This is a genomic window from Phenylobacterium sp. GW821-FHT12F10 (genome assembly GCF_058806695.1).
In genome coordinates this window covers 1082938-1098516 of the sequence record NZ_JBXAPY010000001.1, presented here as the reverse complement: position 1 = coordinate 1098516, position 15579 = coordinate 1082938, and the positions used below count along the sequence as shown (strand labels likewise).

General features: G+C 70.1%; 17 protein-coding genes. 1 reads left to right on the top strand and 16 read right to left on the bottom strand.

Going from position 1 to position 15579, the window contains the following annotated elements; genetic code table 11:
- Positions 1 to 29: 29 nt before the first annotated feature.
- Genes AC1RN5_RS05520 through yajC form a run of 5 tightly spaced genes read right to left on the bottom strand, consistent with a single transcriptional unit; the run spans position 30 to position 4288 of the window.
- Positions 30 to 983 (bottom strand): aldo/keto reductase, encoded by a 954-nt coding sequence (locus AC1RN5_RS05520; RefSeq protein ID WP_493040241.1) that lies wholly within the window; start codon positions 981 to 983, stop codon positions 30 to 32.
- Positions 984 to 1008: 25 nt separating this feature from the next.
- The gene (locus AC1RN5_RS05515) at positions 1009 to 1368 is read right to left on the bottom strand and encodes an Mth938-like domain-containing protein (protein ID WP_493040240.1); all 360 of its coding nucleotides are present in this window, start codon (positions 1366 to 1368) and stop codon (positions 1009 to 1011) included.
- Between the two features lie 3 nt (positions 1369 to 1371).
- Positions 1372 to 2316 (bottom strand): protein translocase subunit SecF, encoded by a 945-nt coding sequence (gene secF, locus AC1RN5_RS05510; protein WP_493040239.1) that lies wholly within the window; start codon positions 2314 to 2316, stop codon positions 1372 to 1374.
- Positions 2317 to 2327: 11 nt separating this feature from the next.
- Positions 2328 to 3926, bottom strand: a complete 1599-nt coding sequence (gene secD / locus AC1RN5_RS05505; RefSeq protein ID WP_421932099.1) for a protein translocase subunit SecD — start codon at positions 3924 to 3926, stop codon at positions 2328 to 2330.
- A gap of 11 nt (positions 3927 to 3937) precedes the next feature.
- Complete coding sequence (gene yajC / locus AC1RN5_RS05500; RefSeq protein WP_493040238.1) at positions 3938 to 4288, bottom strand: preprotein translocase subunit YajC; 351 nt, start codon at positions 4286 to 4288, stop codon at positions 3938 to 3940.
- 118 nt (positions 4289 to 4406) lie between these two features.
- On the opposite strand from yajC, the gene AC1RN5_RS05495 reads away from it, so the two are divergent.
- Positions 4407 to 5246 (top strand): ATP-binding protein, encoded by an 840-nt coding sequence (locus AC1RN5_RS05495; protein WP_493040237.1) that lies wholly within the window; start codon positions 4407 to 4409, stop codon positions 5244 to 5246.
- 124 nt (positions 5247 to 5370) lie between these two features.
- Here the strand turns inward: AC1RN5_RS05495 and AC1RN5_RS05490 are convergent, their stop codons facing one another.
- The 11 genes from AC1RN5_RS05490 to ftsN all read right to left on the bottom strand — a co-directional run bounded on the left by AC1RN5_RS05490 (position 5371) and on the right by ftsN (position 15522).
- A complete protein-coding gene (locus tag AC1RN5_RS05490) occupies positions 5371 to 7257 on the bottom strand; it encodes a LysM peptidoglycan-binding domain-containing protein (protein ID WP_493040236.1) in 1887 nt (628 codons plus the stop codon).
- A 104-nt stretch (positions 7258 to 7361) separates the two neighbouring features.
- Complete coding sequence (locus AC1RN5_RS05485) at positions 7362 to 8033, bottom strand: protein-L-isoaspartate(D-aspartate) O-methyltransferase (RefSeq protein ID WP_421932103.1); 672 nt, start codon at positions 8031 to 8033, stop codon at positions 7362 to 7364.
- Positions 8034 to 8810 carry a 5'/3'-nucleotidase SurE gene (gene surE, locus AC1RN5_RS05480; protein ID WP_493040234.1) on the bottom strand — a complete coding sequence of 259 codons (777 nt, stop codon included), beginning with the start codon at positions 8808 to 8810 and terminating at the stop codon, positions 8034 to 8036. It lies immediately after the preceding gene.
- Positions 8807 to 10141 (bottom strand): serine--tRNA ligase, encoded by a 1335-nt coding sequence (gene serS, locus AC1RN5_RS05475; RefSeq protein ID WP_493040233.1) that lies wholly within the window; start codon positions 10139 to 10141, stop codon positions 8807 to 8809. The genes surE and serS overlap by 4 nt, the downstream gene beginning before the upstream one ends.
- A gap of 269 nt (positions 10142 to 10410) precedes the next feature.
- Positions 10411 to 11379 carry a twin-arginine translocase subunit TatC gene (tatC, locus tag AC1RN5_RS05470; protein WP_493040231.1) on the bottom strand — a complete coding sequence of 323 codons (969 nt, stop codon included), beginning with the start codon at positions 11377 to 11379 and terminating at the stop codon, positions 10411 to 10413.
- On the bottom strand, positions 11376 to 11891 hold the full coding sequence (gene tatB / locus AC1RN5_RS05465; protein WP_493040230.1) for a Sec-independent protein translocase protein TatB: 516 nt from the start codon (positions 11889 to 11891) through the stop codon (positions 11376 to 11378). Before tatB ends, tatC begins: the two co-directional genes overlap by 4 nt.
- Positions 11892 to 11964: 73 nt before the next feature.
- Positions 11965 to 12168, bottom strand: coding sequence for a twin-arginine translocase TatA/TatE family subunit (gene tatA / locus AC1RN5_RS05460; RefSeq protein ID WP_493040228.1), 204 nt, complete (start codon positions 12166 to 12168; stop codon positions 11965 to 11967).
- A 117-nt stretch (positions 12169 to 12285) separates the two neighbouring features.
- A complete protein-coding gene (scpB, locus tag AC1RN5_RS05455) occupies positions 12286 to 12927 on the bottom strand; it encodes an SMC-Scp complex subunit ScpB (RefSeq protein ID WP_493040227.1) in 642 nt (213 codons plus the stop codon).
- Positions 12924 to 13733, bottom strand: a complete 810-nt coding sequence (locus AC1RN5_RS05450) for a segregation and condensation protein A (RefSeq protein ID WP_421932111.1) — start codon at positions 13731 to 13733, stop codon at positions 12924 to 12926. Before AC1RN5_RS05450 ends, scpB begins: the two co-directional genes overlap by 4 nt.
- A complete protein-coding gene (gene nagZ, locus AC1RN5_RS05445) occupies positions 13730 to 14752 on the bottom strand; it encodes a beta-N-acetylhexosaminidase (protein ID WP_493040225.1) in 1023 nt (340 codons plus the stop codon). The genes AC1RN5_RS05450 and nagZ overlap by 4 nt, the downstream gene beginning before the upstream one ends.
- Positions 14749 to 15522 carry a cell division protein FtsN gene (gene ftsN, locus AC1RN5_RS05440; protein WP_493040223.1) on the bottom strand — a complete coding sequence of 258 codons (774 nt, stop codon included), beginning with the start codon at positions 15520 to 15522 and terminating at the stop codon, positions 14749 to 14751. The genes nagZ and ftsN overlap by 4 nt, the downstream gene beginning before the upstream one ends.
- Positions 15523 to 15579 lie beyond the last annotated feature (57 nt).

Here is a 15579-nt window from a genome sequence, read left to right as displayed (position 1 = left end):
TCAGCTATAAGGGGTTTCCCGCGGGCCTGCTAGTTGCCCGAGACGCTGTCCACGCCGCCGAAGATCGCCTCCAGCCGGGCGGAGATTTCCGTCGGCAGGGGCGGCGCGTTGATGGCTGCGATATTGGCCTTCAGGTGCTCGACGCTGCCGGTTCCGGTGAGGATCACGTGGGCGCCGGGTTCGTGGCGGCAGAAGCGGTAGGCCGCCTCCAGCTCCGAGGCGATCCCCGGATGGCCGCGCAGGAAGCCCAGCGGGGCTTGCGGATCGACGGCGCCGGCCGCCACCTCCCCGCTGGCCAGCAGCTTGGCGACGGTGTCGCGCAGGACGTCGGGATGGCCCAGCGCCCGGCGCACGGCGAACATGATCAGGGTCCCGATGTCCTTGACCTGGGCGGCCGGGAACACCGTGCGCCGCGCCGAGGGGTTCAGCAGGTTGAAGCCCACCATGACCACGTCGAACCGGGCCTCCGGAACCGCCCGGGCCAGCATCTCGTGGCAGGTGTCGACGCCGAAGGCCTCGGTGATCCCGATGTGGCGGATCTTCCCGGCGGCCTGCTGGCGCTTCAGCTCCGGCAGCAGGGTCTCCAGGCAGGCGTCGTACTGGGCCAGCGTGACGCCGTGCAGGTTGAAGAGGTCGACATGGTCGGTCCCCAGCCGCTTCAGGCTCCCCTCCAGGCTCTCGGTCAGTTCCTCGGGCGTCGCCAACTCGCCCTCCCGGCCGGGTCGACCGCCGGTTGGAGTGGCCTTGGTGGAGATGAACACCTGGTCGCGGCGCCCCTTCACCCCCAGGCCCACGGCCTCCTCGGTGCCATAGAGCCGGGCGGTGTCGATGAAGGTGATCCCCAGGTCGATGGCCGCGCTGACCACGCGGGACGCCTCCTGGGCGCTGGCGCCGCCGCTCATGCCCAATCGGGAATGGCCGCCGCAGCCCAGCCCGGCGGCGCTGACGACGGCGTCGGTTCGGCCGAGACGGACGGTCTGCATGGAAGCTCTCCCTGGAGGGACGAGCTTAGATCGCGATCAGGCCCGCGGCGAGCCTGCGGCCCTCGGCGGTGAGCACATTGTACATCCGCGCCGCGGTGGGGGTGTCCATGAACTCCAGGCCGATGCCGGCCTTGGACAGGGCCTCGCGGACCGCCCGGGGCGGCAGGGCGTTGGCGGCGCCGAGGCCCAGCAGGACGAACTCCACCTCACGCGGCCCCGCCTCCAGCACCGGGGCCAGGGCCTCCGGCGTCAGCTCGGCCAGGCCGGTGACCGGCCAGGGCCGGGCCCGGTCCTGGACGATGAGCACAGACCCCTCGTGACGCGCGCCGGAGAGCCGGAACCCGCCGTCGCCATAGGCGTCGATGGAGGGCGCGTCGCGGGCCATGGCTTAAGGCCGGGCGTTGGCCGGCTTCAGCGGCTCGGCCGGCTCGTCGCCACGCTTGACGCCCCACAGCAGGATGATCGGCAGGGCGACATAGATGGACGAATAGGTGCCGATGATGATCCCGAACACCATGGTCACCACCAGGGGCCGCAGGACCACGCCCCCCAGGACCAAGGCGCCCGACAGGGCCAGGATCGCCGTGGAGCCGGTGATCAGGGTCCGCGACAGACGCTCGTTCTCGGACTTGTTGATCACCTCGGCCAGGGGGGTGGTCTTGTACTTGCGCAGGTTCTCGCGAAGTCGGTCGAAGGTGATGACCTTCTCGTTCATCGAATAGCCGATCACCGTCAACAGGGCCGCGATCGAGGTCATGGAGAACTCGAAGCCGGTGACCGACAGCACCCCCAGGGTCAGCAGCACGTCGTGGAACACCGCCACCACGGCGCCGAGGCCGAACTGCAGCTGGAAGCGGAACCAGATGTAGGCGAGCATCAGGGCCAGGGCGATGGCGAGCGCCATGAAGCCGCCCTGCATCAGCTCGCCGGAGACCTTGGGCCCCACCACCTCGACCTTCTTGAACTGGATGCCGGGGAACCGCTTGGTGAGTTCGTTCTGGATCCGGGTCGCGCCGGCCACCGCGTTGACGTTCTCGGCGGTGCGGAACGACAGCATGGCGCCGTGGGAATCCCCCAGCGCCTGGACCTTGGCGTCCTCGCCGCCCGCGGCGGCGAGCGCCGTGCGCAGTTCGCCGATGGGCGCGTCGCCCGGGGTCCGGACCTCGATCAGCGACCCGCCGATGAAGTCGATGCCCAGGTTCAGGCCCTTGGTGAAGAAGGAGACGCCCGACAGGACGATGAGGATCGCCGAGAACACCGCCGCATAGGGCGCGAGCCCCACGAAGTTGAAGTGGAATTCACGCGGGAGAAGACGGATCAGGGGCCAACGCATGCGGAAAACCTTCAAACGATCGGCAGCGTCTTCGGCTTCGTGGCGCGGAACCACCAGCCGATGAGCAATTGGGTGATGACCACGGCGGTGAACACCGAGGTGACGACCCCGATCAGCAGGGTCAGGGCGAAGCCGCGGATGGGGCCGGCCCCGAACTGGAACATGATCAGGGCCGAGATGGCGCTGGTGATGTTGGCGTCGAGGATGGAGACCAGGGCCCGCTGATAGCCGTGCTCCAGGGCCGAGATCGGGGATCGGCCCGCATGGGCCTCGTCCCGCACCCGTTCATAGATCAGCACGTTGGCGTCCACGGCCACCGCCAGGGTCAGGATCAGGCCCGCGATGCCGGGGAAGGTCAGGGTGAACTGGAACAGCGACATGACGCCGAAGATCAGCAGCATGTTGACGATCAGGGCGAGCGCCGCGAACACCCCGAACAGGCCATAGGCCAGCACGATGAAGATGATGATCGCCGCGGCGCCGACGGCCAGGGACAGGGCCCCGGCCTTGACCGCGTCGGCGCCCAGTTCGGCGCCCACGGTGTTCTGCTGCTCGACATTCAGGGGCGCCGGAAGGGCGCCGGCGCGGAGCAGGATGGCCAGGTTGTTGGCGCTCTCGGCGGTGAAGTTGCCGCTGATCTGGCCCGACCCGCCGGTGATGGCGCTCTGGATGACCGGGGCCGAAATGACCTTGTTGTCCAGCACGATGGCGAAGCGCTTGCCGAGGTTCTGCGCCGTGGCGTCGCCGAAGCGTCGCGAGCCCTGGCCGTTGAAGCGGAAGTTGACCACCGCCTGACCCGTCTGGGAGTCGAAGGCCTGGTGGGCGTCGGTGAGCATCTCGCCGGTGACCAGGGCGCGCTTCTTGATCAGGATCGCCCCGCCGCCCTCTTCGTAGGGCAGCAGTTGCGAGCCGGGGGGAATGCGGCCGGCGGCGGCCTCCTCCGGTGTGACGCTGTCGTCCACCATCTGGAAGGTCAGCTTGGCGGTCTGGCCGATGATGTTCTTGAGCTTCTCGGGGTCGCTCTCGCCCGGGGCCTGGACCACGATGCGGTCGACGCCTTGACGGCGGATATCGGGCTCCTTGGTGCCCAGCTCGTCGATCCGGCGGCGGATGATCTCGATGGACTGCTCCACCGCCTTGCCGGCCTCGGCGGCCAGGGCCTGCTCGGCGAAGACGATGCGAATCCGCTGGTCGTCGCCGGAGTTGATGGTGACGTCACGGCCGCCGACCGCGCCGGCCAGCGGCGAACCGACGCTCCGGCGCAGCAGGTTGGTCGCCGCCGTCAATTGCTCGGGATCGGTGATCCGCACCGACACCGCGCCACCGACCTGGCCCAGGTCGGTGAAGTCGATCTTGTCCTCGCGCAGGGTGGTGCGGACGTCCTCGATGAGGTTCGTCAGCTTCTCGGCGCGCAGGGCCTTGGTGTCGACCTCCAGCAGCAGATAGGAGCCGCCCTGGAGATCGAGGCCCAGGTTGAGCTTCTTGTGCGGCAGGAAGCTCGGCAAGGTGTCGAGCGTCTTCTGCGGAATCACGTTCGGCAGGCTGAACAGGATGCCGAAGATCACCGAAATCAGGACGGCGATCGTCCTCCAGCGGGACGGAGCGATCATTTACGGGGCTCTCAGGCCTTGGAGTCGTTGGCCGGGGCGGGCTCGCCCTTGACCCGCACGTCGGAGATCATGGTCTTGACCACCTTGACGGTGACGCCCTGGGCGATCTCGACGCCGACTTCCTTGTCCTCGACGCGAACTACCTTGCCGATGACGCCGGAGTTCAGCACCACGGTGTCGTTGCGCTTCACATTGGAGATCATCGCCTGATGGGCCTTCATGCGCTGCTGCTGCGGGCGGATCATCAGGAAGTAGAACAGCACGACCAGGCCGATGAGCGGCAGGAACTGCATCAGCATTTCCTGCGGTCCGCCGCCGGCGGCGGCGCCTGCGGTCTGAGCGAAGGCGGGGGTGGCGAACATGGTCTCTCCGAAGTTCGTCGTCGGGCGTGCGAAAAGCCGCCGGTTTTCAAGTCGGCGGAAGCTATGCGTTCGCCCCTCGTTTTGCAATGGAACGGCAGGACCGCTAAGCACCACGGCCATGGAATCTGAGCTGAAATCCGTTCTCGAGCGCATCGCCTCGGCCCTGGAGCGCCTGGCGCCCCCGGCCCGCATAACTCCGGACTTCGAAGGGGCGCGGCTTTTCCGCCACGATCCGGCCACCCACGCCTTCCATCCGGCGCCCGATTACGCCCTGCCGCTGGCCGCCCTGATCGGGGTGGACGCCCAGAAGGCCCGCTTCCTGGAGAATCTGCAGCGGTTCACCGCCGGCCTGCCGGCCAACCACGCCCTGCTCTGGGGCGTGCGCGGCACGGGCAAGAGCTCGCTGGCCAAGGCCGCCTTCATGGCGGTGGCGCAGGACGCCCCGGACCTGAAGCTGGTGGAGGTCGACCGCGACCAGGTCACCGCCCTGCCCGCCCTGTTCGACACCCTGCGCGAACGCCCCGAACGCTTCGTGGTGCTCTGCGACGACCTCTCCTTCGAGGAGGGCGCGGCGGCGGCCAAGGCCCTGAAGTCGGCCCTGGAGGGCGGGGTCTCCGGCCCGCCGGCCAATGTGCTGTTCGTGGCCACCTCAAACCGCCGCCACCTGATGCCGCGGGCCCACGGCGAGGACCGCGGCCTGATCGCCACGGCCGAGGACGCCGAGGAGGAGGTCAGCGTCTCCGATCGCTTCGGCCTGTGGGTGGGCTTCCCGCCCATGGACCAGGCGACCTATCTGGAGGCGGTGACCGCCTACGCCCGCGCCCACGGCCTGATCGTCGCCGACCTGGAACGCCGCGCCCTGCAATGGGCCCAGCTGCGAGGCGGCCGCTCCGGCCGCGTCGCCTGGCAGTTCATCCGCGACCTGGCCGGCGAGCTGGGGAAAAGCCTGCCGATGTAGCCTCCCTCCCCTTCATGGGGAGGGGCAGATCGCGAAGCGATCGGGGTGGGGGAGTCTGGCCCCAATTCCCCACCCGTCCGGCGTTCCGCCGTCCACCCTCCCCATGACGGGGAGGGAGAACACCCTATCGTCCCAGAACCAGCTTCGGATCGATGGGTCGGGCGCGTTCCGTCGGCGCCGGGGCGTAGCGGACCTCGAAGTGGAGCTGGGGTTCGGAGACCCCGCCGCTGGTGCCGGCCTGACCGATCTGCTGACCCTGGACCACCTTCTGCTGCATCTTCACGTCCACCCGGGCCAGGTGCCCATAGGCCGTGACCCAGCCGTCGGCGTGCTTGATCAGCACTAGGTTGCCGAAGCCGGGCACCTGGTCGCCGGCATAGACCACGTCCCCGCCGGCGGCGGCGCGGACGGCCTCCCCGGCGTTGGCGCGGATGTTCAGGCCGTCGTTGCGCTGTCCCGTCCCCTTGGGACCGAAGTCCGAGATGATGTCGCCTCGCAGCGGCCAGTTGAACCGGCCCCGGCCCTGGCTGGTGATCTGGGCGTCGCTGAGCGGGCCGGAACTCGCCGCCGGCGGAATCGGGAAGGTGCGGTTGGGCTGGGTCGGCGGCGGCGGGGTCGGCCGCCTGTAGTCGTTGTTGGACGGGGGCGGCGTCACCGGCTGAGAGACCGGCGGCGGGGCCGGCCGGCTCGGCGGCGGCGTCACCGGCGGGGTCTCGCGCCGCGGCTCGGGCGGCAGGGTGACCGTCGTGCGGGTGGTCTCCTTGATCGGACCCTTGTCCTTGTAGCCGTCGGGCAGGCTGATCTTGCGGCCCGCCTTGATGGCGTCGCCGACCTTCATGTTGTTCTCGGCGGCCAGGGCCTTGGGGGTGACGCTGAAGCGCTTGGCGATCAGGGTGAGCGTGTCGCCCGACACCGCCACATAGGCCTTCACCGTGGTCTTGGGGCCCTTCAGCTTGTCCCCGGCGTGGAGGACGTAGGGCTCCTTGAGCTTGTTGTCGTCGGCCAGCTGCTTGCGGGTGGTGTCCATGGCGCGGGCGATGGCGTCGAGGTTCTGGCCGTTCTTGACGGTGTAGACCTGGGGCGGGCCGGCCACCTCCACCAGCTTGCCGGTGACCATGGTCTTGGTGGTGGTGGTCGTCGTGGTCCGCGGCGCCTCGGGTTCGGGCTCCGGGGTCACCGCCGGCGGCGGGGTGTAGGCCGGCGGCCGCTGGGGCTGGGCCGGCGTCTGGGGCTGGAAGGGGGTGGGGGCCGGCGCCTGGACGCCCGAGCCCGGGACCTGGACCCGCACGGTGACCGTGGTGGGGCCCTTGTCCTTGAAGCCGTCGGGCAGGATCAGTCTCTTGCCGGCGGTCAGCGGCTTGTCGACGCTCATGTCGTTGGCCTCGGCCAGGGCCTGGCCCGTGACCGAGAAGCGCCGGGCGATGGCGTAGAGGGTGTCGCCCTGCCCCACCACATAGGCCTTGGCGTCGCTGGAGGGCCCCTTCAGCGTCTTGCCGGGCCGCAGGACGTAGGGCTCCTTCAGGTCGTTGTCCTCGGCCAGCTGCTTGCGGGTCGTGCCCATGGACCGCGCGATAGCGTCGAGATTGTCGCCGCTCTTGACCGTGTGGGTCTTGGGCGGTCCGGCGGCGTCCACCACCTTGCCGGTCACCGTCTGGCGGGTGACCGTCTGCATCACCGGCGGCGGCGGCTGATACGGCGGCTGGTAGGCCGGGGGCTGGTAGGCGGGCGGCGGCGTATAGGGCGGGGTCGAGGGCGTCACATAGGCCGGGCCGCCGGGCACGGGCTCCAGCGGACGGCTCTCCACCTGGCCCGGGCCGGGCCGCGGCATGGGGCCCTGGTCCTGGGGCTCCTGGGCCGGCGGCGGGGCCTGGGCGCCGGGGGGCGGCAGGCGGGTGGGGAAGTTGGGCCGGGGCGCCTGGGCGTCCTCGCCGAACGGCGCATAGGTCGTGCAGGCGCTGAGGGACGTCGCCGCCAACAGGATCAAGGCCGTTCGGGAATAAGAAAGCGTCATCGCCGCTCCGCTCTATGGGTTCGGAATCAGTCGAGGCGTCGGGGTTAATGATGGGTTAAGGAGCCCATCACCGCCAACCCACAAACTCGTAAGGTTGTGGACGGCTAAAGCTCCCGGGCCACGCCGTCCAGCAGGGGTACGAACCGAACGTCGGTCAGGGCCTCGACGGTGAAGCCGCCCTTGCCGTCGCCGGTATAGCGTTTGAGGCTCTGGACGGGTCCCTTGCCGATCGGCGCCACCAGCACCCCCCCGGGTTTCAACTGCGAAAGCAAAGCCTTGGGCTCCTCCGGCGCCGCCGCCGTGACCAAAATGCGGTCGAAAGGCGCCTGCTCGGGCCAGCCCAGGCCGCCGTCGCCGAAGCGGGTGATCACATTGGTGAGACCGAGCGCCTTGAAGCGGGCCTCGGCCTCCCCCATCAGGGTCCGGTAGCGCTCCACGGTGTAGACCAGCCGCGAGAGCTTGGAGAGCACGGTGGTCTGGTAGCCCGAGCCGGTGCCGATCTCCAGGACCCGGGCGCGGGGCTCCAGGGACAGGGCCTGGGTCATCAGGCCGACGATGAAGGGCTGGCTGATGGTCTGGCCACAGGCGATGGGCAGGGCCGAATCCTCCCAGGCGCGCTCCTGGAACAGATCGGGCGTGAACAGGTCGCGCGGCGTCGACTCGATGGCGTTCAGCACGCCGGGGTCGCTGACCCCCTGCGAACGCAGATTCAGGATCAGGCGCGCCAGCCGCGTTTCAGGCGAGTCCTTCTCCGTCTTGGTCATGTCCACGCTCATCTACGCCTTGGGCGGCGTGCCGCCCAGCACGCCCTTCAGCCGATTGACCGTCTCAAGGTGAGTCAGGTCGATGTGCAAGGGCGTCACCGAAATCTTTCCCTCGTAAATCGCCTTCAGGTCGGTTCCGTCGGCGGGCGAGGAGCGCTCCTGCCGGAAACCCATCCAGTAGTAGTCCCGGTTCCGCAGGTCGGTGCGCTTCTCGGCGTGGCGCACATTGATGTCGCGGAAGGTCTGGCGGGTGACCTCCACCTCGGTGATTTTCTCCACCGGCGCGGCCGGGAAGTTGACGTTGATGATCACGTCCTTGGGCCAGCCGGTCTCCACCAGCTTGGCGATGATCCCCGGCGCGAAGTGCTCGGCGGGGGCGAAGATGTCCTCGTTGCCGGTGGGCCAGCCGGTCTGGGAGAGCGCGATGGAGGGCACCCCCATGGCCATGCCCTCGATGGCCCCGGCCACGGTCCCCGACAGGGTCACGTCCTCGGCCAGGTTGGCGCCGCGATTGACCCCCGACAGCACCAGGTCGGGCTTGGCGCCCTCCATCAGCTCGAAGATGGCCAGCATCACGCAGTCGGTCGGCGTGCCGCTGGTGGCGAAGCGGCGGGGATCCAGCTTCCGCACCCGCACCGGGTCCGACAGGGTCAGCGCCCGGCTGGCGCCCGACTGCTCGTATTCCGGGGCGCAGATCCAGATGTCGTCGGACAGGGCCTTGGCGATGTTCTCCAGCGCGACCAGACCCTCGGCGTGGATGCCGTCGTCATTGGTCAGCAGGATTCTCACGCCTCGCCACCGATGTGGGTCAGGCCCGGCAGGTAGGGATGCAGGGCCTGGGGAATGGCGATGCGGCCGTTCTCGTCCTGATAGTTCTCCATCACCGCCACCAGGGTGCGGCCCACCGCCAGGCCCGAGCCGTTCAGGGTGTGGACGAAGCGCGTGCCCTTCTCCCCGGCCGCCTTGGTGCGGGCGTCCATGCGGCGGGCCTGGAAGTCGCCGCAGTTGGAGCAGGAGCTGATCTCGCGATAGCGGCCCTCCGAGGGCAGCCAGACCTCGAGGTCGTAGGTGCGCCGGGCCGAGAAGCCCATGTCGCCGTTGCACAGCTTCATGGTCCGGAACGGCAGCTCCAGGGCCTTCAGCACCGCCTCGGCGCAGCCGACCATGCGCTCATGCTCGTCTTCCGACTGGTCGGGCGCGGTGATCGAGACCAGCTCGACCTTGTAGAATTGGTGCTGGCGGATCATGCCGCGGGTGTCGCGACCCGAGGCGCCGGCCTCGGCGCGGAAGCTGGGGGTGAGCGCCGTGAGCCGCAGCGGCAGCTCCTCCTCGGCCGTGATCTGTTCGCGCACCAGGTTGGTCAGCGAGACCTCGGCGGTGGGGATCAGCCAGCGAATATCCGAAGCCTCGGCCAGGTCATTGGGGCTCAGCGCCCGGGTGTTCTCCAGGCCCGGAATCGCCACGAACTGGTCGTCGGAGAACTTGGGCAGTTGCCCGGTGCCGAACATGGCCTCGCTGCGCACCATCAGCGGCGGCGAGACCTCGGTATAGCCGTGCTCCTGGGTCTGGATGTCCAGCATGAACTGGCCCAGCGCCCGCTCCAGGCGCGCCAGCTGGCCGCGCAGCACCACGAACCGGGCGCCGCTCATCCGGGCGGCCGCCTCGAAGTCCATCAGGCCGAGCGCCTCGCCCAGGTCCACGTGGTCCTTGGGCGCGGCGACGTGGTTCGGCTCGCCCCAGCGGCGCACCTCGACATTGTCGTGCTCGTCCTTGCCGATCGGCACGTCTTCGGCGGGGATATTCGGCAGCGAGGCCAGCAGGTCGAACAGCTCGGCGCTGGCGGCCCGCTCGGCCTCGGCCTGGGCCGCGCCGGCGCCCTTCAGGGCCTCCACCTCGGCCAGCAGGCGCTGGGCCTCGGCCTCGTTCTTCTGGGCCTTGGCCTGGCCGATCAGCTTGGAGAGCTCGTTGCGCTTGGCCTGGGCGGTCTCGGCGGCGGTCTTGGCCGCGCGGACCTTGGCGTCCAGCGCGATCGCCTGCGCGGCCGCCCCGGAGCGGCCCTTCGCAGCCCAGGCTTTTTCGTAAAGCTCAGGGGTTTCGCGAATGGCTCGAATGTCGTGCATGGGATCCGCCGTAAGGTAAGCGGCTTTCTCTAGAGCGCGCCGCGCTCACGGCCAACCCCCAGGGGCGGCGCGTGATTGGAATCGGCTTGCCGGGCGGATGGGCGGTCGACAGGCTTAGCCAGCAAACCCTTCACGTCATCCCGGCCGCAGCGAAGCGGAGAGCCGGGATCCAGGGGCGGCGCGCTGGGCCCCTTTGTCCCGGATCGGCCTGCCGGCCGTCCGGGATGACGGTGATTGTTCCTGCAACGGAGCGCCGCCCGGACCGCCCCCTAGACCAGCGCCACGTCGGTGCTGGCCTCCTCGCGGGCGCGGCGGCGGTCGATGAGGGCCACGCACCAGATCGAGATCTCGTAGAGCAGGATGATCGGGGTCGCCAGCAGGGTCTGGCTGATGGGGTCGGGCGGGGTCACCACCGCGGCCACCACGAAGATGCCGACGATGGCGTAGCGGCGCCCGGCCCGCAGCTGCTTGGAATCCACGATCCCGGCCATGCCCAGCAGGGTCAGGACCACCGGCAGCTGGAAGCACAGCCCAAACGCCATCAGCAGGGTGGTCACCAGGGTCAGGTAGTCCGACACCTTGGGCAGCAGCTCCACCGAGATGGCGCCGACCCCGACGATCTGCTGGCTCAGCGAGAACCACAGGACGAAGGGCAGGATCATGAAATAGACCAGCGCCGCCCCCAGGGCGAATAGCAGCGGGGCGGCGACGAGGAAGGGCAGGAAGGCGTGCCGTTCCTTCTTGTAGAGGCCCGGCGCCACGAAGCCGTAGATCTGGGCGGCCAGCACCGGGAAGGTCAGGATCACCGCCCCGAAGCCCGACAGCTTCACCTTGGTGAAGAAGAACTCCAGCGGCGCGGTGTAGACCAGTTTCAGCGCGCCCGAGGTCAGGTTCGGAACCTCCTTCAGCCCCACCAGGGCCAGCAGCAGGTCGAAGGGGCCGGCCGAGCTCGCCTGGTTCGGCGGGGTCGGCTTGATGTGCAGGAACTGCAGGATTCCGTCCACGAAGCCCGCGTGCGGCCCCGCATGCTCGGCCAGGCGCTGGGCGGCCATCAACTGGGCGGCCACCTGATAGGGGTGCAGCAGCAGGTAGTAGATCTGGGTGGAGAAGGCGAAGCAGACCGCGAACCCCACCGCCAGGGCGCCGACGCAGATGATCAGGCGCGAGCGGAGCTCGATCAGGTGGTCCAGCAGCGGAGCGCGGGAGGCCTCGATCTCGTCGTCGATCTCGTCGCTCAAGACACCGTCCCCTTGGGCGCGCGGCGCGCGGCGGCGACGGTGGCGGGCTTCTTCTTCGGCGCGGCCTTGGGCTTGGTGGTGGCCGCGCTCGGCGCCCGGGGCTTGCGGGCCGCCTTGGGCTTGGCCGCGACGGGTTCGGGGGTCGCCCCCTCGGCGCCCTCGGCCTCGCCGTACTGGTGGCTCATCGGCGGGTGGAACTGGATGCCCGAGCCCTGAAGGCTGTCGCCGATCTCATTGAAGACCTGGTTGATCTCCACGTTCGAGGCTTCCGCCGCCGCCTGGTCCACCAGTTGGCCGCGGCGCATGGCCTCGACCTCCTTGCGCAGGTCGTCCAGCTCCGACTGGCGGGCCATCTCGTCGAAGCTGGCGCGGAAGTCGTCGGCCATGGAGCGCAGGCGCGCCACGAACTGCCCCAGCTTGCGCAGGAGCATGGGCAGATCCTTCGGCCCCACCACGATCAGAGCGACCGCGGCGATGACCAGCAGTTCCATCCCGCCGACTTCAGGAAGCATAGGCAACGCCTAAACGATCAAAACCCACGCCGATCAGGACCGGCGTGGGCGGATTTCCGGGAACGGCAGCCGACTAGCTGCGGGCTTCGTCTTTTTCGCTGGGCAGGGGCTTGGCGGCCGTCGAGGCCACCTCGTCGCCGTCCTTGAGGCCGTCCTTGAAGGCGCGGATGCCCTTGGCGGCGTCGCCCATGATCCCCGACAGCTTCCCGCGGCCGCCGAACAGCAGCAGCACGACCATCGCCACGATGATCCAGTGGATGGGCCCGAAAGCACCCATGACCTTACTCCTTTGCGCCGGCGCCCGAATGGGCGCGCGCCCGTTGCGATATTCCAATCGAATATAGTCGTTTAGGTGACGGCGCGCCAATCGGTTCGCAAGAGGCCAGCGCCTCAATCAGCTCTCTTCCTCCTCCCCGAGGAAGTCTGTGTGGAATTCGGGCGCCGCGTCGTCCTCCAGCGGGTCCTCCTCCAGGTCCACGCCGCCCGGATTGGGGATGGCGAAGTCGGCGGGGAGATCCAGGCTGAGCAGGCCGGCGGCCTTCATCTCGGCCATGCCCGGCAGGTCGGCCAGGGCCGCCAGGCCGTAATGCTCCAGGAAGGCGTCGGTGGTGCCGTAGGTGACGGGGCGGCCCGGGGTGCGGCGGCGGCCGCGCATCCGCACCAGGCCCAGCTCCAGCAGGACGTCCAGGGTGCCGCGGCTGGCCTGGACCCCGCGCACGGACTCGATCTCGGCCCGGGTCACCGGCTGGTGATAGGCGATGATGGCCAGGGTCTCCTGGGCGGCCTTGGACAGCCGCCGGGGCTCCTCCCGCTCCTCGGTCATCAGGAAGGCGAGGTCCGGCGCGGTCTGGAACCGCCAGCGGTCGGCCACGCAGACCAGCTCCACGCCCCTTCCCGCATAGGTCGCCTGCAGGGCGGCGATGGCGGCCTCGACGTCGGAATTGGCCGGCAGGCGCTTGGCGATGTCGTCCAGGCTGAGCGGCCCCGCGGCGGCGAACAGCAGGGCCTCGACCTGGCGCTCGGCGGGATCGGTCACGCGGCGGCTCCCCGGCGGGCGCGCAGGAAGATGTCGGCGAAGGCCTCCAACTGACGGGCCTCCATCGCCCCTTCCTTCACCAGCTCCAGGCTGGCCGAGAGGGTGGAGGCGACATAGGAGGCGCGGCTGGGACCCGGCTCGCTGCTCGGACGCATCGGGGCAATGCCCTCCAGGGCGGTCCAGCGCGACAGGTCGGGCAGCATATCCCGCAACCGCTCGCGGGCCGCCTCCAGCGGATAGGCCTGGGGCGTGCGCGGCGTGTAGTGGCGGTCCTGTTCCTTCTTCCGCTGGGCGATATAGGCGCTCATCAGGCCGTAGAGGTCGCCCTCCAGGCGGTTGGAGGGGATGATCTGGATCGCCTGGGGATCGCCGCGCAGGAAGACGTCGCGGCCCAGCTGGGCCCCGTCGCGCAGGGCGTCGGCCGACCGGCGCATGGCGTCGAGCTTGGCCAGGCGGAAGGCCAGCTGCGCGGCCATCTCCTCGGCCGGCGGCTCCTCGGCCTTGGGCCGCTCCGGCTTGGGCAGCAGCAGGCGGGACTTCAGATAGGTCAGCCAGGCGGCCATCACCAGATAGTCGGCGGCCAGCGAGAAGCGGATGCGACGGGCCTGGTGGACGAAGGCCAGGTACTGGTCGGCCAGCCGGGTGATCGACAGTTTCATCAGGTCGACCTTCTGGCTGCGGGCCAGGGCCAGCAGCACGTGCAGCGGGCCCTCGTAGCCCTCCAGGTCGATGATCAGGGCCTCGCCGTCCTCGGCCGCCGTGGCGGCGGCCTCGAAGTCGAGATTGGGCTGGAAGGTGTTGCTCAAGACCACTGCCCCGCGAAGGCCGCGTCGAATCGCGCGCGCCCTTCCTCAGCATCGAAGGGCTCGGGGGTCCGCGCGATGCGGCCCAGCGCCGCGCGGGCCCGCTGGGCGGCGCGGCCCGACAGGGCGCGGGTCCCGGCGATCACCGCCTTCATCTCGGCCATGTCGCCGTTGCAGTGCAGGACCACGTCGCAGCCGGCCGAGAGCGCGCTCTTGGCCCGCGTCGTGAAGTCGCCCCCCAGGGCCTTCATGGACAGGTCGTCGGTCATCAGCAGGCCGTCGAAGCCGATGGCCTTGCGGATCACCGTGCTGATCGCCCGCTTGGAGGTGGTCGCCGGGCCGCGCGGGTCGACGGCCGTGTAGACGACGTGGGCGCTCATCGCCATCGGCATGTCCGACAGGACCCGGAAGGGGGCGAAGTCGCGGGCGTCGAGGTCCTCGTAGGCGGCGTCCACCACCGGCAGGTCCAGGTGGCTGTCGGCCATGGCCCGGCCGTGGCCGGGGATGTGCTTGATCACCGGTAGCACGCCCCCCGCGATCAGGCCCTCGCAGGCCGCGCGGCCCAGCTGGGCGACGCCCTCGGGGGTCTTGGCGTAGGCCCGGTCGCCGATAATGTCGTGGGCGCCCTCGCCGGGCACGTCCAGCACCGGCACGCAGTCGACATTGATCCCCAGGGCGGCGAGGTCGTGGGCCAGCAGGCGCCCGCCCAGCCGGGTGATCTCCCGGCGCAGCAGGGGGTCGTTGGCCGGCAGGTCGCCATAGGCCCGGCCCGGCGGGTAGCGCCGCCAGTGCGGCGGCCCCAGGCGGGCGACCCGGCCGCCCTCCTGGTCGATCAGGATCGGCGCGTCGGGCCGCTCCACGCAGGCGCGGAGCTGCTCGGTCAGGGTCCGCACCTGGTCGGGGCTGTCGACATTGCGCTTGAAGAGGATGAACCCCCAGGGACGCACGTCGCGGAAGAAGGCCTGCTCCTCGCTCGAGAGGCTCAGGCCCGCGCAGCCGAGGATGGCGGCCTTGACGCTCACTTCACGAAGCAGGACTTGCCGGCGGCCTTGAGCTGATCGCAGAAGGCCGCGGCGTCGGCGCGGCTGGCGAAGCCGGTCACCGCCGTCCGGTAGAGGGTGGCGCCGTCCTTCTGGATGGCCTCGACCCGCTTGCCTTTGCCCGCCGTGGCGCCCGGCGCGATCTTGGCCGCGTCGTTCCAGCCCTTGTCGGCCAGGGCCTGGGAGGAGAAGGCGCCGATCTGCACCGCGGCTGCGCCGCCGCCGGCGGCGGCCGGCGTGGCGGCCGGCAGATTAGGCTTCAGGGCCGGGACGGGCTTGGGCGCCGGGGTGACGGGAAGCGCCGCCACGGGACCGGGAGCGGGCCCGGCGGCCACCGGCAGGGTCGGCGCGGGCTTGGGGGCCGGCGGCGGGGTGACCACGGCCACCGGCGGGGTGGCGCGGGCGGCGGGCTGTTCCGGCGGGGCGGTGAAGTTGGGGGTGGTCGGCGCGGCGGCGCCCTCGGAGGACTGGTAGATCTGCAGGCCCGCGGCGGGGTCCACCGGCTGGTCCTCTGCGGGCGCGGGGCCCTTGATGGCGCCCACGGGGGTCCCCACCGCCTGCGGCGCGGCGCCGGCCTGGCGCACGCCGGAGCGATAGAAGACGAAGATCGCCACCACCAGGCCGATCAGCACCAGGGCGCTGATGATCAGCATCATCGGGGCCGGCCGGGTTCCGCGCACCGGCTGGCGCGCGTCGAAGGCCAGGGGCGCGTCGGTCGGGGGCGTGTAGGCGCCGCGATCGGGGTTGGTCATCGAAGGCTCCCAAGGGAATCGGAAAGCGCGCGCGAAACGAATCGCGCGGCGTCAGCG